Here is a 22,088-nt window from a genome sequence, read left to right as displayed (position 1 = left end):
GGCCTGCGCGAGCGGCGCCTGGAGGGGAGGGGAGGGCGCCGGCTTCGCTTCGCTGCGGTTCGGAGGGGGAGTGTCCCGCAGCGTCGAAATCGGAAATGGGAAGCCGCCTGCGGCGTTCAAGAGCGCATCGGGCGGAATCTTTCGCGACATTTTGGCGCCTCGAGCAACGATGAAGACGTCGGCGAATGCGGGCGACAACGGATTCCGATGCTATGCGTTAGGAAGGGTCAACGGTGAAGCTGGAGCACCCGATTACATGCGTCGCTTTTTGATGGGTTCGATCGTGGCGGCCGTGGTCGGCCTGCTGCTCGCCGGCGCCGGATACTGGGCCTATTGGAACTTCTACTCGCGGTTCCAGCCGGTCACCATCAGCCGCAATCAGGCCGAGGTGCAACAACTGCTGGACGAGGCGTCCTGGGTGTCGGACGGCAGCGGGGGACAGGCCCTGTACATCGTCACCTATCGCGACAGCGCTTCAGCCCTGCGTTACGCGCGCGACGAAGCGCCCAAGCTGAAGGCGGCGGGGATCGAGACGCGCTACATCCTGTTCGCCCGACCCGATCTGGAGGGTGCGGCGCAATCGACGGCGGCGGAGCGGGCGACGGTCGCGGAGCTGTGGCTGACGCGCGACTGGCCGCTCTATCAACGCTGGATGGCGACGCCGGCGAACAGCTGGACCGCCGCCGGCGTGCCGCAGGCGGACGGCAATCTGGCGCGCACCGCCGTGGTGGAAGCCGGCCGTCGCTTCAACGAACGGCTGAGCCAGCTGCTCAAGGAGTCCGGCGTCGACATCAGCTATCCGCTGATCCTGTGGCGCGACAAGCAGGGCTTCCTGAAGGCCTGCGGCTGCTCGGACCGTCAGGCCTGGGCCTTCATCCGGGACGATGTCGGCGCGCCCGACCGATTGGGCCAGCCCGACGCGGGACCGATCGCGCCCGATCAAGCGGCGCCGGCGCAGGACGCCCGCCCTTCGGCCATGCCCTATCCGGACCTGCCGGCGATCCCTCCGGTCAATGCGCCGGCGGGAGGGACCATGCCGACACCGTCCTCGCCTGAAGCCCGCCCGGCGACCCCGCTCGCAACGAACCGACCGGCGCCGTCGCCGCGCACGGCGCCTGCGCCCAGCAAGCAGGACGACACGACCTTCTACTGATCAGAGGGATCGGCAGGCCGCGATCAGGCGATCGACGTCCTCGGCGTCCTGATACAGGCCGAAGCCGAAGCGGATGACGTCGTCACGCACATCGGTGACGATGTTGGCCGCCCGCAGACCCGCGCACCAGGCCTGGGCGTCGGGATGACGCAGCGCAAGGAAACGGGCGCGCGGCGCATGGCCCTCGACGGGATTGAGGATTTCGGCCTGCGACAGCACTCCGGCCTGTCCGGCCTGAACGGCCTGCTGGAACCTGGTCGCCAGATCGCGCGCACGGGCGGCGATGGCGGCGGTGTCGAGCCCCTGCTGATCCAGCATTCGGCGCACGGCGTTGAAACGATACAGCGGCGTACAGTCGAAGGTGGCGCCCCAGAACCGACCGCCGTCGCTGCGATACTGAACACCGCCGGGCGGTCCCGACAGGTCGCCGAACTCCGCGAACCAGCCGGTGACGACAGGACGCGGGCAGAAGTCCGGCGGGGCGTGCAGGAAGCAGACGCCTTCGCCCGACATGGCGTATTTGTAGCCGCCGGAAACATAGAAGACCCGGTCGGCCACCGCCGACAGGTCGGTCGGGGTCGCCATGAAGCCGTGATAGCCGTCTACCAGCACCCAAGGGCCTTCAGGTCTCGCCAGGGCGGCGAGCTCCTCGATCCGGTCGAACAGGCCCCCGGTGCGGAAGAAGACCTGGCTGACCACGATCCAGTCGTAGCCGCCCTTGGTCGCCTCGGCGACGAAGCGATCGGAGAAGGTGTCGAAGGGCGCGAGCGGAACGCGCGTGACCACGGCCGCGCCGACCTCTTCCCACCGTTCGGCCTGACGACGGAAGGAGTGGAATTCGCCGTCGGTCGCCAGAACGCGGACCGGCCTGGTCTCCACGCCCGAAAATAGGCGCAGCAGGAAGTCATGGGTGTTGGAGGAAAAGACGATGCTGTCGGGCGAGGGCAGTCCCAGCTCGGCCGCGACATGGGCCTGGGCCTCGGGGATCACCTGACCGAAGACGAGGTCCCACTTGTGGTCGGCATGCAGATTGGCGTCGAGCCAGGTCTGCTGCTGCGCCTCGAAACTGGCGTCGGGCCACAGGTGATGGCTGTGCGCGGCGAAATGCAGCCGACCGGGCGCCGCCGACAGGGCGCGGGAGAAGAGGGACTTGTAGCTCATCGCTTGACCAGATCGAACAGAACGGCGTCGTCCGCGCGCGAGCCATGGATGATGGCAAGGAAGCGAAGTTCGCCCGGAAGAACGGCGTAGTAGAGGTTATAGGCGCCATAGACTGAGCGGCGGATACGCGGATCGAAGGTCGCCTTGGGACGGCTTTCGGGCTCGCGCGCCAAGGCGCGGGCGGCGACGCGAAGTTCGCGGACGAAACTCAGGGCGCGGCGCGGGCTGTCCTTTGCGATGTGATCGGCGATCTGTTCGAGATCGGTCTCGCAGCCGCGCGAGAAGACGACCCTCATCCCTTGAGTTGATCCGCCGCAACAAGGGCGCTGTATTTGGCTTCGAGACGGTCGAACACCGCGTCGGCGTCGTTTCCAGGACCGTCCCGCTCAGTCTGCAGCCGATGGCGAAGTTCATCCATGGCCATCGGCGTTGTGGAACGGCCGATGAGCCAGTGCATCAGGGCCTCTCGCACCACCTCGTCGGTCGAAGCGAACTCTCCAGCGTCCACCGCCGCGCGCAGCTCGCCGACCATATAGGCTGGCAGATCTGTCGATATCCGTTCGTGCCTGCCCATCGCGGCCTCCTTTCGATCAGGATCGTCCAGAGACCGCCTTGAGGCAAGCGGCGCGGTTTAAACCAGCGCCCCGTGGCAGTGTTTGAACTTGCGGCCCGAGCCGCAGGGGCAGGGGGAGTTGCGGCCGGTCATTTCCCAGCCGGGCGGCAGAGCCTCGACAGGCAGTTTGGAGCGGTCGTCGCCGATCAGCGTGCCTTCGGGATTCTGGGCCGACGGATTGGCCATCTCGTTCTCGCCGGTGCCGGGGTTCAGGTGGATTTCCTGGAACTCGGGCAGTTCGGGCGGCGCCTGGAAGCGGAACTCGACCGTCATCAGCCAGCGGGTCACGTTGTGGCGCAGATCGTAGAGCAGGTTCTCGAACAGCGAGAAGGCTTCGGTCTTGTATTCGTTCAGCGGGTCGCGCTGGCCGTAGCCGCGCAGGCCGATGACGCCGCGCAGGTGGTCCAGATGGACCAGATGCTCGCGCCACTGCATGTCGATCATCTGCAGCATGAACTGCTTTTCCAGACCGCGCGTCTGTTCGGCCCCGATCATCTCCAGACGTTCGGCGGCGCGGGCGTCGGCGGCGGCCAGCAGCCGCTCCTCGATCTCCTCGTTCGACACGCCTTCCTCGGCGGCCCAGTCGTGCAGCGGCAGCTCAAGACCCAGGGTCGAGCGGACCTTTTCGTCCAGGCCGTCGATGTCCCACTGCTCGGCATAGGCCTTGGGCGGCATGTAGCGTTCGACCAGGTCCGACACGACGTCGCGGCGGAAGTCGCCGACCAGTTCCGACAGATCCTCGGAGTCCATGAACTCCTGGCGCTGCTCGAACACGGCCTTGCGCTGGTCGTTCACGACGTCGTCGTATTTCAGCAGGTTCTTGCGGATGTCGTAGTTGCGGGTCTCGACGCGCTTCTGGGCGGTCTCGATGGCGCGGTTCAGCCAGGGGTGGGTGATGGCCTCGCCCTCGGCCACGCCGAAAGTCTTCATGATCGAGTCGAGGCGGTCGCCGGCGAAGATGCGCAGCAGGTCGTCCTCGCAGGACAGATAGAATTTCGAGGTGCCGGGGTCGCCCTGACGGCCGGTGCGGCCGCGCAGCTGGTTGTCGATGCGGCGGCTCTCGTGGCGCTCGGTGCCCAGAACGAACAGGCCGCCGGCGGCCAGCGCCTTTTCTTTCTGGACGGCGATCTCGGCCTTGAACTCGGCCTCCTTGGCCGCTTCCATTTCCGGCGTGACCTCGACGGCCATATTGCGCTGTTCCAGCAGCCACTTCTGCATCTTCATCTCGAGGTTGCCCCCGAGTTGAATGTCGGTGCCGCGGCCGGCCATGTTGGTGGCGATGGTCACCGCGCTCGGCAGGCCGGCGTCGGCGACGATATAGGCCTCCTGTTCGTGCTGGCGGGCGTTCAGGACACTGTGCGGAATGCCGCGCAGCTTGGTCTCGTAGGTGATGTTATAGGCGGCGTCGCCGATCTTCTCGGCTTCCTTGGCCTTGCCCGCATATTCCGGCTTCAGCGTGCGCGAGGTCTCGACCTTATACTCGAAGCGGTTCAGCAGGTCCGACAGCTGTTCCGAACGCTCGATCGACACGGTGCCGACCAGGATGGGCTGACCGGCGAGGTGGCATTCGGCGATCTGGCGCGCGATGGCCTGGTTCTTCTCGGCGTGGGTCCGATAGACCTCGTCGTCATAGTCCTTGCGCTGGATGGGCCGGTTAGTCGGCACCTCCAGCACGTCCATCTTGTAGATGTCGCCGAATTCCTGAGCCTCGGTCGCGGCCGTGCCGGTCATGCCCGACAGCTTTTCATACAGGCGGAAGTAGTTCTGGATCGTCACCGAGGCCAGGGTCTGGTTCTCGGGCTGGATCTTGACGTCTTCCTTGGCCTCGATGGCCTGGTGCAGACCTTCGGACAGGCGGCGGCCGGTCATCATGCGGCCGGTGAATTCATCGATCAGGACGATCTCGCCGCCCTTGATGATATAGTCCTTGTCGCGCTGATACAGGGTGTTGGCGCGCAGGGCCTGGTTCGAGTGGTGAACCAGGCTGATGTTGGCGGCGTCGTACAGGCCGGTGGTGTCGGCGGCGAAGTGACCGCCGGCCTCCAGGGCCTCTTCCATCCGCTCGGAGCCCAGCTCGGTCAGTAGGACCTGCTTCTGCTTCTCGTCGAGCTCGAAGGTGTCCTTGTCCTTGATCAGGTCTTTTATCAGGCCGTCGAGGATCTTGTAGAGATCCGAACGGTCCTCGGTCGGGCCCGAGATGATCAGCGGCGTGCGCGCCTCGTCGATCAGGATGGAGTCGACCTCGTCGACGATGGCGAAGTTGTGCGGACGCTGCACCATCTCGCGCCGGTCATAGACCAGGTTGTCGCGCAGATAGTCGAAGCCGAACTCGTTGTTGGTGCCGTAGGTGACGTCGGCGTTGTAGGCCTGCTGGCGCTGGCCCTGGCTGAGGCCGTTGACGATGACGCCGACCTCAAGGCCCAGGAAGCGATAGACCTTGCCCATCGTCTCGGCGTCGCGGCGGGCCAGATAGTCGTTGACGGTGATGACGTGCACGCCCTTGCCGGGCAGGGCGTTCAGATAGACCGGCGCCACGGCGACCAGAGTCTTGCCTTCGCCGGTACGCATCTCGGCGATGCCGCCTTCGTGCAGGATCATGCCGCCGGCCAGCTGAACGTCGTATTGACGCTGGCCCAGCACGCGCTTGGAGGCTTCGCGCACGACCGCGAAGGCTTCGGGCAGGATCTTGTCCAGGGTTTCGCCGTTCGCCAGCCGATCGCGGAAGGCGTCGGTCATCATCCGCAGTTCGTCGTCGGACAGGGCGGCGAACTTGGGCTCCAGCGCATTGATGCGCTGGGCGTGGTCCTGGAAGGCCTTGACCTTGCGGTCGTTGGAAGAGCCGAAAAGTTTCTTGGCGAAGCCGAGCATATTGGATCCGGTAAGCGGTCGAGCGTCTGCGAGCTGAGCGGCTCTGAAATCCCGTGAGGGGCGGCGATACGGACGCCGTGAGAGAGGCCCTGACCGATCGCAGCCCCGGAGCGCCGCATCAGGCGCGCGCGAAGGGCCGCGCAGACGATCAAAACCCCTCGACTTGGGCGCAGGCGGGACTTAAGCACCGGCCTAACCCCTGTCAACGCGAGGGGCTTTCGGCCGCCTTCGACGGAGCGCCCCCTTGACCCCATTCCGGCGATCTTCACGCATCCTGACGGCGGCCTTGCTGACGGCGACGCTTTCGACCGGCGCCTGTTCGCGCGGCGGTGACAACCGGCCGCCCGAACAAGGGGACCAGGCCGTGGCCACGGTGCAGGACGAGACCATCTGGGCCTCGGATGTGAAGCGCGAGGCGGTGGCGCAAGGCCTGATCGGCGAGGACGAGGCGCTGGATGTGACGTCGGATCTTTTCCGCCGGGTGCTGGACGAGGTGATCGATCAAAAGCTGCTGGCCGGAGAGGCGCAGCGGCGGCGGCTGGATTCCTCGCCTCTGGCGCAGCGGCGTCTGGAAGCGACGCGTGAGCGCATCCTGGGCGACATGCTGGTCGAGAGCGTGGTCAACAAGGCCGTCTCGGACCAAGCGGTGCAGACCTTGTATAATGAGCAGCTGCGGCTGGCGAAGACCTCGGAAGAAATCCGCGTGCGGTTGATCCTGTCGCGCACCAAGCCCGAGGCGGACGCCGTGATCGGCATTCTGGGCCAGGGCGCCGGCTTCGAGGCGGTCGCGGCGGAACGGTCGATCGACGAGGCGACGCGGTTTTCCGGCGGGGACCTGGGCTATTCGACGCTGGACGTGATGCCCCAGGCCTATGCCGACGCCCTGCGCGACAAGCCGGCCGGTGCGACCGTCGGGCCGTTCCAGACCGAGGGCGGCTGGGCGGTTCTGAGGGTCGAGGACCGGCGCAAGGAAAACCCGCCGACGCTGGAACAGGCCCGACCGCAGATCGTGCGCTATCTCACCTATGAGGGCGTTCGGCAACTGCTGGAACAACTGCGCGGCAAGGCCAAGGTGGATGTGCGCCTGCCCGCCCAAACGCCGCCCGCATCGCCTGCTCCTTCCGCTCCTCCGGGCGCCTGACATGACCAAGCCTCCCTCCACGACCGGCCAGAAGATCGAGCACGCGTTCGAAAAGGCGCTGGACCCGTTCGCCACGGCGCTGAAGCGCGCCACCCGCACGCCGGGATCGGATGCCGCGCCGGCCGCCGCGGCTGCGCCCGCCGCCGCCGGCAAGCCCGGCTTGGCCATCTCGCCCCTGGCCGTGCCGTTCCCGACCATTCCGCCGATCGGCGGAGTCGAGATCGCGACCGCGCGCGCCGGCTTCTACAAGCATGAGCGCGACGATCTGGTGGTGTTCCGGTTCGCGCGCGGGACCAGCTGCGCCGGGGTCTTCACCCGCCACAAGATCGGGTCGGCGCCCGTCGATTGGTGCAAGAAGCATCTGGCCGGGGCCGACGGCGGCAAGGATGTGCGCGCCTTGGTGATCAACGCAGGCTGCGCCAACGCCTTCACCGGCAAGGCCGGCGCCGACGCGGCGCGGCGCACGGCCTCGGAGGTCGCCAAACGGTTCGGCTGTCGCCAGCGCGACGTGATGCTGGCCTCGACCGGCGTGATCGGGGTGGTGCTGGACGACAAGAAGATCGTCGCCAAACTGCCCGAGATCGAGAACGGACTGGAGGCGGACGCCTGGGCCCGGGCCGGTCGCGGCATCATGACCACCGATACCTTCCCCAAGGGCTCCTACGCCGAGGCCGAGATCGAAGGCTACAAGGTCCGGATCGCCGGCATCGCCAAGGGATCGGGCATGATCGCGCCGGACATGGCGACCATGCTGGCCTTCATCGTCACCGATGCGGACATCCATCCGAACGTGCTGCAGGCGCTGCTGGGCCTGCATGTGCGCACCACCTTCAACAGCGTGACGGTGGATGGGGACACCTCGACCAACGACACGGCCCTGCTGTTCGCCACCGGAACCTCGGGCGCGCCGCGTATCGGGCGGGTCGGCGATCGCCGGCTGAAGAGCTTCTCGGCCGCTCTGGACAAGGTGATGCTGGACCTGGCGCACCAGTTGGTGCGCGACGGCGAAGGCGCGACCAAGTTCGTCAAGGTGACGGTGGACGGCGCCGCTAGCCCCGCCTCGGCCCGCAAGCTGGCCAAGTCGATCGCCGACAGTCCGCTGGTCAAGACCGCCATCGCCGGTCAGGACGCCAACTGGGGCCGGGTCGTCATGGCGGTGGGCAAGACCGAGGAACCGGTCGATCGCGACCGCCTGGCCATCAAGTTCGGACCGCACCAGGCCGCCGTCGACGGCGCCCCGTCCCCGACCTATGACGAGGCCAAGATGACCGCTTACATGAAGAACCCCGAGATCGACATCACCGTCGATGTAGGTTCGGGCCGGGCGTCGGCGACCGTGTGGACCTGCGATTTGACCAAGGGCTACATCGAGATCAACGGCGATTATCGCTCGTGACCGACACGGCGCTTCCCACTGTCCTGGTCGTCGCCGTCGCCCTGATCGACGTGGATGGGCGGGTCCTGATCGCCAAACGTCCCGAGGGCAAGAAGCTGGCCGGCCTGTGGGAGTTTCCGGGTGGCAAGGTGGAGCCCGGAGAGCGGCCGGAACAGGCCCTGATCCGTGAACTAAAGGAAGAGCTGGGCATCGACGTCAGCGAAAACTGTCTGTCGCCGTTCGTTTTCGCCAGTCACGCTTACGATTCGTTTCACCTGTTGATGCCATTGTATCTGTGCCGACGGTGGGACGGCGTGGTCACCGCACGTGAACACGACGGCCTGGCCTGGGTGAAGCCGAGCAAGCTTTCGGACTATCCCATGCCGCCGGCGGACGAACCTCTGGTCGCCTGGTTGCGCGACCTGCTCTGACCACCGCCGACCAGGGAGGCCGGCCATGCGACGTCTTATCGGCCGGTTCCTGCGCAATGAGAGCGGGGCCACAGCCATTGAATACGGCCTGCTCTGCGCCCTGATCTTCCTGGCGATCGTGACTTCGATCAGCGCCTTGGCGAACAGCCAGAACGGCGGCCTGGCCGCCACGGTGAACAAGCTGAGCGCCGCCATACAGGCCGCGATCAGCTAGTCCGGCTCTTCGCCCGTCATTTCCTTGACGCCCAGCGCATCGGCCAGCCGCGTCTTGGCCGAGCCACGCGGCAGGGGCTTCTGCTGGCTGTCGTGGGGTTTCCAGCCGGCCAGATGAATGATCTCGAAGGTCGCCGGGATGCGGCCGTCGTCGAGACCGTATCGCTCGGCATAGAGGGCGGCGGCGCGCGCCACGATGCGGCGGCTTAAGGGTCGAACGGGCCCGTACAGCACATTGGTCTCGCCCATGGCGCGCAGGTCGCGGATCAGGGCGAACAGGTCGGTATATCGGACGGTGAAGCGGTCCACGTCCGACACCGGCAGGGCGAACCCGGCGCGCTGTAACAGGGCCGCCCCGTCATAGCCGTCAGCGAAAGGCGAAACCCGCGCTTGGGCGCCGCCGCGCTCTTCCAGTTCGACCTCGGTCAGGACGGCGCGAAGCTCTTTCAGCGTGCCCGCGCCGAACAGCGTGCCGATGAACAGGCCGTCTGGCTTCAACGCGCGCCGGATCTGGGCCAGGGCGCCGGGCAGGTCATTGGCCCAGTGAAGGGTCAAAAGTGAGACGATCAGATCGGTCGAGGCGTCGGCCAGCGGCAACGCCTCCGCCCCCGGCGCCGCACGCTGGGCCAGGGAGACGGGCGTCTGGACGGGACCGACCCGTCCCGCAGCGTCGCTTGACCGGACCGCCGTATCGAACACCCCTGAATGGGCGGACAGATCGACCGCAACGGGAAAATCGCGCAATATGGCTTCCAGGCTCTCGGCGGCGTTGGCGGCGGCGCGGGCATGCAGGAAGTCAGCCTGGGGGAACCGGGCGGCAGACCGCAAAAGCCGCGCCTGACGTCGAAGGGCGTCGAAGATGCGCGGGGGGCCGTCGGAAGGAGATTGGGGGGCGGTCATGGACGCACAGGATGGGGGCTGGCGACGCGCCTGGGAAGGGGCGGGCCGTCACTTGCGCGGAGCGGGGCGGGGACTGGCCGACCTGATCCTGCCGCCGATGGCGCACGACAGCCGTGAGGCGACGGCTGCGGCCGGCCTGACGCCCGACGCCTGGAGCCGGATCAAATTTCTGGAGGCGCCGGTCTGCGACGGCTGCGGAGCGGCCTTCGACTTCGACGGCGGCACCTTCGCCGAGGATCGCTGCGCCGCCTGTATCGCTAAGCCCTACGCGTTTGAAAGGGCGCGGGCGGCATGCCTGTACGACGAGGCGTCGCGCGGTCTGGTCCTGAGGTTCAAGCACGGGGACCAGCAGCAGTTCGCGCCCCTGTTCGCGCGATGGATCGGGCGGGCCGCCGCCGACCTGGTCGAAGACGCGGACGTCATCCTGCCCGTGCCGCTGCATCGGTTTCGCCTGTTGTCGCGACGGTTCAATCAGGCGGCCGAAATCGCCCGGCCGCTGGCCCGGCACGCCGGCCGCGACTATTTGCCCGACGCCCTGGTTCGCACGACCCACACGACCAGCCAGGGCGGCAAGAGCCAGCGCGGGCGGCGGCTGAACGTCAAGAAGGCCTTTGCCGTGACCGAGGCGGGCCGGCGTCGGATCCGGGGACGACGCATCCTTCTGATCGACGATGTGTTGACCACGGGCGCGACCGGAGAGGCCTGCGCGCGCGCCCTGATCGACGCCGGAGCGCGCGCCGTGGATCTCGCCGTCATCGCGCGGGTGCGAAACGCCCGTGAACTGACTATGTGAAGAGCGCCCTATCGCTCGCCGCGCGGCGGCTCGCGGCTTGAGGGCGCTGGATTTTATATTGGAGATCTGAACTTGGCCGACGTCGTCATCTATACCAAGCCTGGCTGCCCCTACTGCTTCAGCGCCATGTCGCTGCTGAAGAAGAAGGGCGTGGACTATACGGAGATCGTCGCCTCCAACGATCCCGACAAGAAGGCCGAGATGGTCGAGAAGTCGGGCGGCCGCATGACCTTCCCGCAGATCTTCATCGACGGCCAGCACGTCGGCGGTTCCGACGACATCCATGCGCTGGATCGCGACGGCAAGCTGGACGGACTTCTGGCCGCCTGATCCATGAGCAGCGGGCTAGACATCGCCCTGATCCAGACGCGCACGCCGGCGACGGCGCGAGCGGCGCTGGCCCATGTCGAGCCCCTGATCCGCGAGGCGGCGTCGGGCGGGGCGAAGTTCGTCCTGACGCCCGAGGGGACCAATGTCCTTGAGCAACGCCGCGACCGGCGCGATGCGGCGATCACGACCGAGGACGAAGATGTCGCCGTGCTGGGCCTGCGTCGTCTGGCGGCGGAGCTGGGCGTGTGGCTGCTGATCGGTTCGGCCATCGTCCGGTCGGGCCAGGCGGGAGACGGCCGCGCCGCCAATCGGTCGCTTCTGATCGATGCGTCGGGCGGGATCGTGGCCCGATACGACAAGCTGCATGTCTTCGACGTGAACCTGCCCAATGGCGAAAGCTATCGCGAAAGCGCGACGGTGAGGCCCGGCGACGGGGCGTCGGTGGCGGACACGCCCTGGGGCCGGCTGGGCCTGACCATCTGCTACGACATCCGCTTTCCCCATCTGCATCGCCAGCTGGCAAAGGCCGAGGCGGCGATGATCGCCGTGCCGGCCGCCTTCACCGCCCCGACCGGGGAGGCGCATTGGGAAACCCTGTTGCGCGCCCGCGCCATCGAAACGGGCGCCTTCGTCCTGGCCCCGGCGCAGGGCGGACGGCACGAGGACGGCCGTCGCACCTGGGGGCGATCCACCGTGGTCGGCCCGTGGGGCCAGATCATCGCCAAGGCGGATCACGACGAACCTTGCATCGTGCGTGCGAAACTGGACATGGAGGCCGTGGCCAGGGCGCGCGCCGCCGTGCCCAGCCTGACCCACGATCGCGATTTCCTGCCCGCCACCTGACGCCCCATGATCCGCTACGCCCTCAAATGCGACCAGGCCCACGCCTTCGAAGCCTGGTTCGGCTCCTCGACCGAATATGACGATCAGGCGGCGCGGGGGCTGGTGGAATGCCCGTTTTGCGGTTCGCACGCGGTCGAAAAGGCCGTCATGGCCCCGGCGGTCAGCGGCGCCCGCGAGGCCGATCCCGCCTCTGACGTCGCCGCCAAGATGCAGACGATGATGATGGCCGCCGCCCGCGAGATTCGCGCCCATGTCGAGGCCAACTTCGACTATGTCGGCGACGCCTTCGCCCGCGAGGCGCGCGACATCCACGAGGGTCGGTCCGAGAAGCGTGAAATCTATGGCGAGGCGACGCCGGCCGAGGTCCGGAAACTGAAGGACGACGGCGTCCCGGTCTCAGCCCTGCCGGCTGCGCCCGTCGATCCGGCAAAGGTGAACTGATGACCGTGCAATGGCGGTCCATGCGGCCGACGGACATCGATGCGGTGGTGGAGGTGGCGCGGCTGTCGTTTCCCGACCACTTCGAGGATCGGGCCTGTTTCCAAAACCGGCTGGCGCTTTATCCGCGCGGCTGTTTCGTGCTGGCGGAGGGCGACGGCGCCGCGCGGGGCTATCTGATCGCCTATCCGTGGAAGGCCGAGAGCGCGCCGCCGCTGAATACGGTGATCGAAGGCCTGCCGGCCGAGCCGGACCTGATCTATCTGCACGATCTGGCCCTGCATCCCGAGGCGCGGGGCGGAGGCGTGACCGGCGCCATCGTCGAGCGATTGGCCGAACAGGCGACGGAAGACGGCTGGCCCGCCATCGCCCTGGTCGCGGTCAATGACGCCGTCGGCTTCTGGTCACGACACGGTTTCGTCGAACAGCCCGCAGAGGCCATGGCGGCCAAACTGGCCAGCTACGGCGCCTATGCCCGCTATATGCTGCGACCGCTTTAGCGACGATTGAGCGCGGTCTGGCCGCCCGCGCGTACGAAGTGGATGCGTTGAGGACGGGGCAGGGCGACATAGGTCCGGCGTCTCATTTCACGCTCGCAGACGCTGGCGTCGCCAAGGCTGTCGGGCGTCAGGACGGCGCGATGGACGGCGCACCAGTCGCGGCTGGCGGCGCGGATCCGGCTGGCCAGGATCATGACTTCGCCCGGTCGGGCCATGTTCAACCCCTCGGCGTTCACATGCATGTCCGGCGCCTGGCCCGCGGCCAGGGCGGCGGCAAGCGCGGCTGCGATCATCAAACCCATATTCATCTCCCCTTCGGAATGGGCCTGCGCCAGGCCCGTCGTGGGAAGGAGGCGTCCGTCAGCAGCGTCGGATGCGGCGTCGGGGATGAAATATCGGTAAGGCGTCGATCGGCGCGACGAACGCCCGCTCTGGTCTTTCTGTCCACATGCCTGTAAGAGGCGCGCGCCTCCCGCATGCCTTTTCATGACCAGCGGCCGCCCGTATGCCGGCCGCGCCTTTTCGCGATACTCAAATGAACCTGCGCAACGTCGCCATCATCGCCCACGTTGACCACGGCAAAACGACCCTGGTTGACCAACTGCTCGCCCAATCCGGCGTGTTCCGAGCCAATGAGGCGACGACCGAGCGCGCCATGGACTCCAACGACCAGGAAAAAGAGCGCGGCATCACCATCCTGGCCAAGTGCACCTCGGTGCTCTGGAACGGCAAGGAGGGCGAAACCCGCATCAACATCATCGACACCCCCGGCCACGCCGACTTCGGCGGCGAGGTCGAGCGCATCCTGGGCATGGTGGACGGCTGCGTCATCCTGGTGGACGCGGAAGAGGGCGTCATGCCCCAGACCAAGTTCGTGCTGACCAAGGCGCTGAAGATGGGCCTGCGCCCGATCCTGTGCATCAACAAGGTCGATCGCGCCCACGCCGATCCGGACCGCGTCCACAACGAGACCTTCGACCTGTTCGCCGCCATCGGCGCGACGGACGAGCAGCTGGACTTCCCGCACATCTACGCCTCGGGCCGCAACGGCTGGGCGACGCTGGACCTGAACCAGCCCAACGACAATCTGGCCCCGCTGTTCGACCTGATCGTCGATCACGTCCCGCCGCCCGCCGTTCAGGCCAACAAGGACAAGCCGTTCCGCATGCTGGACGTGCTGATCGAAAGCGATCCGTTCCTGGGCCGCCTGCTGACCGGCCGGATCGAGAGCGGCAAGGCCGTGCCCGGCATGGCGATCCACGCCCTGGACCGTGAAGGCAAGGAAATCGAACGCGGCCGCATCACCAAGGTGCTGGCCTTCCGCGGCCTGAAGCGCCAGCCGCTGGACGAGGGTTCGGAAGCGGGCGACATCGTCGCCATCGCCGGCATGTCCAAGGCGACCGTGGCCGACACCCTGTGCGCCATGGAAGTGACCGAGCCGCTGGACGCCCAGCCGATCGATCCGCCGACCATCTCCATGACCGTCTCGGTCAACGACAGCCCCCTGGCCGGCCGTGAAGGCGACAAGGTCCAGTCGCGCGTCATCCGCGATCGCCTGCTGAAGGAAGCCGAGGCCAACGTCGCCATCCGTGTCACCACGACCGAAGGCGGCGACGCCTATGAGGTCGCCGGCCGCGGCGAACTGCAGCTGGGCGTTCTGATCGAGAACATGCGTCGCGAAGGCTTCGAGGTTTCGATCTCGCGTCCGCGCGTCGTGTTCAAGGAAGGCGAGAACGGCGAGAAGCTGGAGCCGATCGAAGACGTCATGATCGACGTGGACGACGAGTTCACCGGCGTGGTCATCGAAAAGCTGTCGGCCCGCAAGGCCGAGCTGGCCGACATGGGCCCGTCGGGCGCCGGCAAGACCCGCATCAGCCTGAAGGCGCCGTCGCGCGCCCTGATCGGCTATCAGGGCGAGTTCCTGACCGACACGCGCGGTTCGGGCGTGCTGAACCGCGTGTTCAGCCACTATGAGCCGCACAAGGGCGCCATCGCCGGCCGTCTGAAGGGCGTTCTGATCTCGAACTCGGACGGTGAAACCGCCGCCTTCGCCCTGTGGAACCTGGAAGACCGCGGCGTCATGTTCGTCGGCGCCGGCGAAAAGACCTATCAGGGCATGATCATCGGCGAGAACGCGCGCTGGGACGACCTGGACGTCAACCCGATCAAGGGCAAGCAGCTGACCAACGTCCGCGCCGCCGGCAAGGACGAGGCCGTTCGCCTGACCCCGCCGCGCCAGATGTCGCTGGAACAGGCCATCGCCTATATCGACGACGACGAGCTGGTCGAGGTGACGCCCAAGTCCATCCGCCTGCGCAAGCAGGTGCTGAACCCGTCGTTCCGCAAGAAGCGCGTTCGCCCGGAGTAGTCCGCAATCCCTGACTGACGTGCGGTGGAATGGGGCCTATAGACGGCTGACATGAACGCCTCGCCCAGTCTGGATGACCGCCTTGACGAGGCCGCCCGCGCGGAAGACCCGCGCGCGGCGGTCTCTGTCGTTTTGCGCGAGACCTATGACGCCGCGCGTGCTCGCGCCGAGCGCAAGCTGGACGGCGGCATGAAGGGTCGCGACGTGGCGCGTCTGTACGCCGCGGCCGCCGACGAGATGCTGGCCGGCCTGTGGCGGGTGGCGACCCAGGCGCTGTGGCCAACCTCGCCGGTCGAGGCCGAGCGGCTGGCCCTTGTCGCGGTCGGGGGCTACGGCCGGGGCGTGCTGGCGCCCCATTCCGATCTGGACCTGCTGTTCCTGAGGTCGTCGAAGGCGACGCCGCGCGGCGAGCAGGTGATCCAGTTCGTGCTCTATGTGCTTTGGGACCTGGGGGCCAAGGTCGGGTCGGCGGTGCGCTCGGTCGAGGAATGTCTGAGCCTGTCGCGAACCGACATGACGGTGCAGACGACCCTGCTGGAGGCGCGTCCGCTGGCGGGGGACGAGGCGCTGGCCCAGCTGATGATCGGCCGGTTTCGCGACATGGTGTCGAAATCCGATCCCCGCCCCTTCATCGCCGCCAAGCTGGAGGAGCGGGCCGCCCGGCACGAGAAGGCCGGCTCGACCCGCTACAAGGTCGAACCCAACGTCAAGGACGGCAAAGGGGGCTTGCGCGACCTGAACACCCTGTACTGGATCGCCCGGTCCCTGGCGCCCGAAAGCCGGCTGGGCGCGACGGTGATGGACGAACTGTTCACCCCGCGCGAGCGCCGCACGTCGGACGAGGCGTTCGACTTCCTGTGGCGGGTCCGCATTCATCTGCATCTGATCGCGGGCCGGGCCGAAGAGAAGCTGACGTTCGACATGCAGCCCGAGGTGGCCCGGCGCATGGGCTGGCGTGGGCGCGGCGACGAACCGGCGGTCGAGCGGTTCATGCGGCGATATTTTCTGGTCGCCCGCGACGTCGGCGCTCTGACCCGCGCCATGTCGGCCAAGCTGGAGGCGCGCCACCAGAAGACGGCGCACGGCCTGTCGCGGCTGATGGCGCCGTTTCGGCCCGCCCCCCGGCGCAAGCTGGAGGTCGAGGGGTTCTGGATCGACCAGGGCCGTCTGTCGGTCGAGGGGCCGGAGGTGTTCGCCGCCGATCCGGTCAAGCTGCTGACCCTGTTCGTCTGCGCCGACAAGCATGACCTGGACCTGCATCCGGACGCCTTTTCGGCGGTGACGCGGTCGCTGTCGCTGGTGACGCCCCGGCTGAGGCGCGATCCGGCGGCGACGCTGGCGTTTCTGGACATTCTGGCGCACGGTCAGCGGCCCTATCGCGTCCTGACCATCATGAACGAGACGGGCCTGCTGGGCCGTTTCCTGCCCGAATGGGGGCGGATCGTCGGCCAGACCCAGTTCAACATGTATCACGCCTATACGGTCGACGAGCACACGCTTCAGGCCATCGGCATCATCAACGACATCGCGCGCGGCAAGCTGAAGACCGACCACCCGATGGCCAGCGAGATCGTGCATCTGATCTCGGACATGGAAGCCCTGATGCTGGGCATGCTGTTGCACGACGTCGGCAAAGGCGGCGAGCGGGGGCAGTTGGAGGACGGCGCCATCGCCGCGCGCCGGGCGTGCGAGCGGCTGGGCGTCGATCCGCGCCGGATCGAACTGGTGGTCTGGCTGGTGCGCAGCCATCTGGCGCTGTCGGACTATGCCCAGAAGCGCGACTTGTCGGACCCAGCGACGATCCGCGCCTTCGCCGAACTGGTCGGCGACCCTGAGCGACTGCGGATGCTGCTGGTCCTGACGGTCGCCGATATTCGGGCCGTGGGGCCGGGCGTGTGGAACGGCTGGAAGGGTCAGCTGATGCGCACCCTCTACAACCAGGTCGCCGCCCTGTTCCGGGGCGAGGACGTGGCGCGCGAGGATCCGCTGGCGGCGCATCCCGCCCTGGTCCAGCGGGCGCGCGAGACGGGCGCGGCGGCCGAAGCGGCCCCGACCGCGCCGGTGCAGGGGCTGGCGGTCCAGACCACCGAAATCTCCATCGCCGCCGCCGACCGGCCGGGCCTGTTCGCCGATCTGGCCCAGACCATGGCCGCGCTTGGGGCCGACGTGACCGACGCCCGCGTGGCGACCGAGGACGGCGTCGTTCTGGACGTGTTTCGTGTTCAGGACGGAGCGGGCCTGCCCTATGGCCAGGCCGAGCCGCGTCGCCTGAAGGCTTTGGTCGAGGCCCTGGAAAAGGCCGCGCGGGGCGAGGGCCGCATCGGCCAGGCCCCCGATCCGACCGGCAATGCGCGCAAGGCGGCCTTCGAGGTCCGGCCCGTGGTCATGGTTGATCACCACGCCAGCGAGGTCGCCACCGTGGTCGAGGTGTCCTGCGCCGACCGACCGGGGCTGCTGGCGGACCTGTCGCGCGTATTCAACGACGAAGGCCTGAGCATCCGCTCCGCCCACGTCGCCGGCTATGGCGAGCGGGCGGTGGACAGTTTCTACGTCGTGGATCGCAAGGGGCGAAAGATCACCTCGGAACAGCGGATCGCCGAATTGCGCACCGCGCTTGAGGCCGTGCTGGACAGCCGCGCGCCCGCGCCCGCCGGACGCAAGGTCGCCTCGGCCCGCGCCAGCGCGCGCGACGTCTCCGACCTGGGCCGCCGCAGCCCGCGCGCAAAGCCCGTATCGCCCGGCGAACAAGCGCGCTAAGCGACAGGATCAGATGTCCGCTCATCCCCGCGAAAGCGGGGACCCAGGTCTTTGGGCGATCAGGCCTTTCCAGTTGGCGATATGCCAATCCCGGACAGGTCAGTGCGCCCCGAAAGCACTGGATCCCCGCTTTCGCGGGGATGAGCGGGGAGAATAGAGCCAAAGATCGCATGAGCCTCGCCCGAAACACCCTGGTGCAGTCGACCCTGACGCTGGGCAGCCGAATTCTCGGCTTCGTGCGCGACATGGCGCTGGCGGCGCGCTTCGGCCAGGGGCCGATGATGGACGCCTTCACCACGGCGTTGATGCTGCCCAACATGTTCCGCCGCCTGTTCGCCGAGGGCGCCTTCGCCCAGGCCTTCGTGCCGGTCTATGGCGGGGTTCGGGCGCGCGAGGGCGAGGAGGCCGCCGCCGTCACCGCGTCCGAGGCGCTCAGCTTCATGCTGGCGGTCGTCGCCGGCTTCTGCATCTTGCTGCAGATCGTGATGCCGTGGATCATGCCGTGGCTGCTGTCGGCCTATCGGGGTCAGCCCGAGGTGCTGCGCGCCGCCGTGATCGCGACCCAGCTGGCCATGCCCTATCTGGCCTGTATGACCGTGGCCTCGCTGCTGTCGGGCGTGTTGAACACGGGCGGTCGGTTCGCCCTGTCGGCGGCCGTGCCGGTGTTTCTGAACCTGTGCACCCTGGCCGCCCTGATGCCGCCGCTGATCCTGCCGATCCCGCAGGAGACGGTGCTGCTGATGGTGACGGCGGCGGTGACGGTGTCGGGCCTGATCCAGGCCGGTCTGCTGTGGTGGGGCGTACGGCGTCTGGGCGTTCGGCTGAAGATCGGCCTGCCGCGCATCACGCCGAACGTGCGTCACACCCTAACGCTGGCCGTGCCCGGCGCCCTGGCCGGCGGGGCGCTTCAGATCAACTCTCTGGTGTCGCAGTTCCTGACCGGGTCAGACGAGGGCGCGCGCTCGGTGCTCTATAACGCCGACCGCCTTTATCAACTGCCGCTGGGCCTGGTGGGGGTCGCCATCGGTCTGGCCCTGGTGCCGCGCCTGACCAAGGCGTTCGTCGACGGCGATCACGAGGGCGGGCAAAAGACGCTGGACGACGGCATAAATCTGGCGATGGCCTTCACCCTGCCGGCGGCGGTGGCCCTGTTCGTCATTCCCTTCTTCATCATCGACGCGACCGTAACGCGCGGCGCCTTCACCTCGGCCGACGCCGCCCGCACCGCCGATGTGCTGCGTCAGTTCGCCTGGGGCGTGCCGGCCTTCGTCCTGGCCAAGGTTCTGACCCCGCCCTTCTTCGCGCGCCAGGACACGCGCCGTCCGATGATCTTCGCCGTGGCCAGCGTGGTCATCACCGTCATCCTGGGCTCAGCCCTATTCTTCTGGTTCCGCCGTCAGGGCTGGGACGGGGTGCTGGGCCTGGCCATCGCCACCAGCGCCTCGGCCTGGGTCAATGTCGCCCTGCTGGGCGGCGTCCTGATCCGCGAGAACAGCTGGCGGCCGTCGCCGGCCTTCCTGTCGCGCATCGCCCGCGTGATTGCGGCCAGCGCCATGATGGCCGCCCTGCTGTTCGCCGCCGACATCTTCTATCCGCAGCTGAGCCGCCTGTTCCTGGCCAAGGAGATCGCGGTGCTGGTTGTCTGCGGCGCCGGAGCCGGGCTTTACGGCTTCTGCCTGCTGGCGTTCCGGGCCGTCACGATCACGGAACTGAAGGCCACGTTGAAGCGCGAGCCCGGCGGCGGCGCGGTCTCCGGTCTGGACTGACCGGCGGGGAACCGATAAGCGCGAGGCCATGACGACCTCGGGCCTGATCCATGACCTGCGATGGCGCGGCTGAACCGCCGCCTGCCCCGCCACGCCTGCCTTTCGACCTTCCGAGACCCGATCCCATGACCGACCAAACCCCCGCCGTTGCGACCTATGACGGCCCTCGCCGCATCTTGTCCGGCATCCAGGCCTCAGGCGCGCTGCACCTGGGCAACTACCTCGGCGCCCTGAAGCGGTTCGTGGAACTGCAGGACCAGGGCGCGCCGGTTTATGTCTTCGTCGCCGACATGCATGCCATCACCGTGTGGCAGGATCCGGCCAAACTGACGGCCCAGACGCGCGAGATCGCCGCCGCCTATCTCGCCTCGGGCCTGGATCCGGGAAAGGCGATCATCTTCCCGCAGTCGGCCGTGCGCGCCCATGCGGAACTGGCCTGGATCTTCAACTGCGTCGCCCGCCTCGGCTGGCTCGACCGGATGACCCAGTTCAAGGAGAAGTCGGGCAAGCACAAGGAACGCTCCTCGGTCGGTCTCTACACCTATCCCGTGCTCCAGGCGGCCGACATCCTGTTGTACAAGGCCACCGAAGTGCCGGTCGGCGAGGACCAGAAGCAGCATCTGGAGCTGACCCGCGACATCGCCGCGAAGTTCAACAACGACTTCGGCGTTCCCGGCTTCTTCCCCGTGCCTGAGCCGATCATCCAGGGGCCGGCGACCCGCGTCATGTCCCTGCGCGACGGGGCGGCCAAGATGTCCAAGTCGGACCTGTCCGACAACAGCCGCATCAATCTGACCGACGACGCCGACACGATCGCCTCCAAGATCAAGAAGGCCAAGACCGATCCCGAGCCTTTGCCGGAAACCCTGGACGGCCTGAATGAACGGCCCGAGGCCAAGAATCTGGTCGCCATCTATGCGGCGCTGGCGGGCCTGACCCGCGAACAGGTGATCGCACAGTTCGGCGGCCAGGGCTTCGGCGCCTTCAAGCCGGCGCTGGCGGACCTGGCAGTGTCGTCGCTGGCGCCCGTGACGGCCGAGATGCGCCGCCTGATGGACGATCCGGCCGAGATCGACCGCGTGCTGAAGGCCGGGGCCGAGCGCGCCGCCGAGGTCGCCGATCCCGTGGTGGACGAGGTCAAGAAGATCGTCGGCTTCTGGAGGGCGTAATGGGCGTCTACGAGGCCAAGGTCGTCTGGAACCGGGGCGACCAGCCCTTCCTGGACAAAAGCTACAGCCGCGCCCATTCCTGGAGCTTCGACGGCGGGGCGGTGGTGCCGGGATCGTCGGCGCCGTCCAGCGTGCCCGTGCCGATGTCCGATCCGGCCGGCGTCGATCCGGAGGAGGCGATGATCGCCTCCCTGTCCAGCTGCCATATGCTGTGGTTCCTGGCTTTCGCCGCGAACGCCGGCCTGTTGGTCGACACCTATGTCGACGAGGCCTCGGGCAAGATGGGCAAGGACGATAACGGCAAGCGCTACCTCGCCGAGGTGACGCTGCGCCCCTTCACCAGTTTCACCGGCCGCGAGCCCGATCAGGCCGAGATCGACGCCCTGCACCACCAGGCCCACGACCATTGCGAAATGGCCCATTCGGTCCGCGCGACCATCACGGTCGAGGCGACGATCGGCTGACGGCTCAGCCGTGTGGGACGGCGTCGGTCAGGAAGGCGCCGAAACGGCGCAGGGCTTCGGTCGTCAGTTCCGGGTCGTGGCGCATGGGGCCGTTGTTGGTCGGTTCGTCGAAGGCGTGAGTGCCCCCGGCGATCCAGCTTTCGACCTGGGAGCCGCAGTTGCGGATCATGGCGTTGACCTGCTCGGCGTTGCGGACGGTCGTCAGGTGGTCGCGCTTGCAGGTGACGGCCAGGACGCGTGGGCAATGCCGCCAGGGCTTCAGCCGGTTGAAGGCGAACGGGCCGATGTAGGGATAGGCCAGCCAAACCGCCTTGACGCCGGATAGATCGGCCTCGGCGGGATCGGCCACGCCAAAGGCGCCGGGCGTCGGCGCGCCGCTCATCATCTCCATGATCGACCAGCCGCCGTGGCTCCAGCCGGCCAGGGCCAGCTTCGTCGCGTCGACATCAGGGCGGGCCGAAACGCCTTGGATCGCCGCCAGCACGTCGCCCACCCGCTCATAGCCCCGGAACGACAGGCCGGTGCAGACCGCTGCCAGGGTGAAGACCCGGCCCCAGCCGCGCGGGCCGTAGGAATCGACGATGACGGCGCGCCAGCCCGCCGCCTTGGCGACCTCGGCGTAGCGGGGCAGGTGATCGCGCAGCCCCCCGCAGCCATGGAACATCAGCACGGCGGGCCGGGGCCGGTCGTCGTCCGGGCCCACGACAGTAATGTGGGGCTCCAGCCGGGCCCAACGACGCTTCAGATCATCCATCTCCGACATACGCCGCAGCCGGACGGCGAAAGCCAGTCCAAAAATCCGGTG

General features: G+C 67.6%; 22 protein-coding genes. 15 read left to right on the top strand and 7 right to left on the bottom strand.

Features of this window, described 5'->3' with window-relative positions:
- The first annotated feature begins 256 nt into the window (after positions 1-256).
- Entirely contained in the window at positions 257-1,153 is an 897-nt protein-coding gene (locus ABIB58_RS12000; protein WP_354041117.1) for a hypothetical protein, read from the top strand.
- Here the strand turns inward: ABIB58_RS12000 and ABIB58_RS11995 are convergent, their stop codons facing one another.
- From ABIB58_RS11995 to secA, 4 genes are read right to left on the bottom strand one after another with little or no spacing between them, the layout of a single operon-like run.
- Positions 1,154-2,314 (bottom strand): aminotransferase class V-fold PLP-dependent enzyme, encoded by a 1,161-nt coding sequence (locus ABIB58_RS11995; protein WP_354041115.1) that lies wholly within the window; start codon positions 2,312-2,314, stop codon positions 1,154-1,156.
- Positions 2,311-2,610: a type II toxin-antitoxin system RelE/ParE family toxin gene (locus tag ABIB58_RS11990; protein ID WP_039246714.1), complete on the bottom strand. Its 300-nt coding sequence runs from the start codon at positions 2,608-2,610 to the stop codon at positions 2,311-2,313. The genes ABIB58_RS11995 and ABIB58_RS11990 overlap by 4 nt, the downstream gene beginning before the upstream one ends.
- Complete coding sequence (locus tag ABIB58_RS11985; protein ID WP_039246711.1) at positions 2,607-2,888, bottom strand: ribbon-helix-helix domain-containing protein; 282 nt, start codon at positions 2,886-2,888, stop codon at positions 2,607-2,609. The genes ABIB58_RS11990 and ABIB58_RS11985 overlap by 4 nt, the downstream gene beginning before the upstream one ends.
- A gap of 57 nt (positions 2,889-2,945) precedes the next feature.
- The gene (gene secA, locus ABIB58_RS11980; protein WP_354041112.1) at positions 2,946-5,795 is read right to left on the bottom strand and encodes a preprotein translocase subunit SecA; all 2,850 of its coding nucleotides are present in this window, start codon (positions 5,793-5,795) and stop codon (positions 2,946-2,948) included.
- A gap of 244 nt (positions 5,796-6,039) precedes the next feature.
- On the opposite strand from secA, the gene ABIB58_RS11975 reads away from it, so the two are divergent.
- Genes ABIB58_RS11975 through ABIB58_RS11960 form a run of 4 tightly spaced genes read left to right on the top strand, consistent with a single transcriptional unit; the run spans position 6,040 to position 8,956 of the window.
- Complete coding sequence (locus tag ABIB58_RS11975; RefSeq protein ID WP_372342825.1) at positions 6,040-6,936, top strand: peptidylprolyl isomerase; 897 nt, start codon at positions 6,040-6,042, stop codon at positions 6,934-6,936.
- Between the two features lies 1 nt (position 6,937).
- Positions 6,938-8,332 carry a bifunctional glutamate N-acetyltransferase/amino-acid acetyltransferase ArgJ gene (gene argJ / locus ABIB58_RS11970; protein ID WP_265150603.1) on the top strand — a complete coding sequence of 465 codons (1,395 nt, stop codon included), beginning with the start codon at positions 6,938-6,940 and terminating at the stop codon, positions 8,330-8,332.
- Positions 8,329-8,742 (top strand): (deoxy)nucleoside triphosphate pyrophosphohydrolase, encoded by a 414-nt coding sequence (locus tag ABIB58_RS11965; RefSeq protein ID WP_045810978.1) that lies wholly within the window; start codon positions 8,329-8,331, stop codon positions 8,740-8,742. The genes argJ and ABIB58_RS11965 overlap by 4 nt, the downstream gene beginning before the upstream one ends.
- A gap of 25 nt (positions 8,743-8,767) precedes the next feature.
- On the top strand, positions 8,768-8,956 hold the full coding sequence (locus tag ABIB58_RS11960) for a Flp family type IVb pilin (RefSeq protein WP_039246696.1): 189 nt from the start codon (positions 8,768-8,770) through the stop codon (positions 8,954-8,956).
- On the opposite strand, the gene ABIB58_RS11955 is transcribed toward ABIB58_RS11960, so the two are convergent.
- Positions 8,953-9,855: a class I SAM-dependent methyltransferase gene (locus ABIB58_RS11955; protein WP_354041108.1), complete on the bottom strand. Its 903-nt coding sequence runs from the start codon at positions 9,853-9,855 to the stop codon at positions 8,953-8,955. The genes ABIB58_RS11960 and ABIB58_RS11955 overlap by 4 nt on opposite strands.
- Here ABIB58_RS11955 and ABIB58_RS11950 point away from each other — a divergent pair.
- The 5 genes from ABIB58_RS11950 to ABIB58_RS11930 all read left to right on the top strand — a co-directional run bounded on the left by ABIB58_RS11950 (position 9,854) and on the right by ABIB58_RS11930 (position 12,759).
- The gene (locus ABIB58_RS11950) at positions 9,854-10,648 is read left to right on the top strand and encodes a ComF family protein (protein WP_354041106.1); all 795 of its coding nucleotides are present in this window, start codon (positions 9,854-9,856) and stop codon (positions 10,646-10,648) included. The two genes, ABIB58_RS11955 and ABIB58_RS11950, sit on opposite strands and share 2 nt — an antisense overlap.
- A gap of 72 nt (positions 10,649-10,720) precedes the next feature.
- Positions 10,721-10,978, top strand: a complete 258-nt coding sequence (gene grxC / locus ABIB58_RS11945; RefSeq protein WP_055755096.1) for a glutaredoxin 3 — start codon at positions 10,721-10,723, stop codon at positions 10,976-10,978.
- A 3-nt stretch (positions 10,979-10,981) separates the two neighbouring features.
- Positions 10,982-11,821, top strand: coding sequence for a carbon-nitrogen hydrolase family protein (locus tag ABIB58_RS11940; RefSeq protein ID WP_354041104.1), 840 nt, complete (start codon positions 10,982-10,984; stop codon positions 11,819-11,821).
- 6 nt (positions 11,822-11,827) lie between these two features.
- On the top strand, positions 11,828-12,262 hold the full coding sequence (locus tag ABIB58_RS11935) for a DUF1178 family protein (protein ID WP_354041102.1): 435 nt from the start codon (positions 11,828-11,830) through the stop codon (positions 12,260-12,262).
- Positions 12,262-12,759 carry a GNAT family N-acetyltransferase gene (locus ABIB58_RS11930; protein WP_354041100.1) on the top strand — a complete coding sequence of 166 codons (498 nt, stop codon included), beginning with the start codon at positions 12,262-12,264 and terminating at the stop codon, positions 12,757-12,759. Before ABIB58_RS11935 ends, ABIB58_RS11930 begins: the two co-directional genes overlap by 1 nt.
- Here ABIB58_RS11930 and ABIB58_RS11925 read toward each other — a convergent pair.
- Positions 12,756-13,061 carry a UrcA family protein gene (locus tag ABIB58_RS11925; RefSeq protein ID WP_354041098.1) on the bottom strand — a complete coding sequence of 102 codons (306 nt, stop codon included), beginning with the start codon at positions 13,059-13,061 and terminating at the stop codon, positions 12,756-12,758. The two genes, ABIB58_RS11930 and ABIB58_RS11925, sit on opposite strands and share 4 nt — an antisense overlap.
- Positions 13,062-13,294: 233 nt before the next feature.
- On the opposite strand from ABIB58_RS11925, the gene typA reads away from it, so the two are divergent.
- The 5 genes from typA (at position 13,295) to ABIB58_RS11900 (ending at position 21,283) form a co-directional block, all read left to right on the top strand.
- Positions 13,295-15,127, top strand: coding sequence for a translational GTPase TypA (typA, locus tag ABIB58_RS11920; RefSeq protein ID WP_354041096.1), 1,833 nt, complete (start codon positions 13,295-13,297; stop codon positions 15,125-15,127).
- A gap of 51 nt (positions 15,128-15,178) precedes the next feature.
- Complete coding sequence (gene glnD / locus ABIB58_RS11915) at positions 15,179-17,884, top strand: [protein-PII] uridylyltransferase (RefSeq protein ID WP_354041094.1); 2,706 nt, start codon at positions 15,179-15,181, stop codon at positions 17,882-17,884.
- 170 nt (positions 17,885-18,054) lie between these two features.
- The gene (gene murJ / locus ABIB58_RS11910; RefSeq protein WP_265150586.1) at positions 18,055-19,650 is read left to right on the top strand and encodes a murein biosynthesis integral membrane protein MurJ; all 1,596 of its coding nucleotides are present in this window, start codon (positions 18,055-18,057) and stop codon (positions 19,648-19,650) included.
- 125 nt (positions 19,651-19,775) lie between these two features.
- The gene (gene trpS, locus ABIB58_RS11905) at positions 19,776-20,819 is read left to right on the top strand and encodes a tryptophan--tRNA ligase (RefSeq protein ID WP_354041091.1); all 1,044 of its coding nucleotides are present in this window, start codon (positions 19,776-19,778) and stop codon (positions 20,817-20,819) included.
- On the top strand, positions 20,819-21,283 hold the full coding sequence (locus ABIB58_RS11900; RefSeq protein WP_354041089.1) for an OsmC family protein: 465 nt from the start codon (positions 20,819-20,821) through the stop codon (positions 21,281-21,283). The genes trpS and ABIB58_RS11900 overlap by 1 nt, the downstream gene beginning before the upstream one ends.
- A gap of 4 nt (positions 21,284-21,287) precedes the next feature.
- On the opposite strand, the gene ABIB58_RS11895 is transcribed toward ABIB58_RS11900, so the two are convergent.
- Positions 21,288-22,046 carry a dienelactone hydrolase family protein gene (locus ABIB58_RS11895; protein ID WP_354041087.1) on the bottom strand — a complete coding sequence of 253 codons (759 nt, stop codon included), beginning with the start codon at positions 22,044-22,046 and terminating at the stop codon, positions 21,288-21,290.
- Between the last annotated feature and the right edge of the window lie 42 nt (positions 22,047-22,088).

The sequence above is a fragment of the Brevundimonas sp. UYEF29 genome (assembly GCF_040546195.1).
GTDB lineage: Bacteria > Pseudomonadota > Alphaproteobacteria > Caulobacterales > Caulobacteraceae > Brevundimonas > Brevundimonas huaxiensis.
The sequence above is the reverse complement of the archived record's forward strand: the minus strand, read 5'-3'. Positions and strand labels throughout refer to the sequence as shown.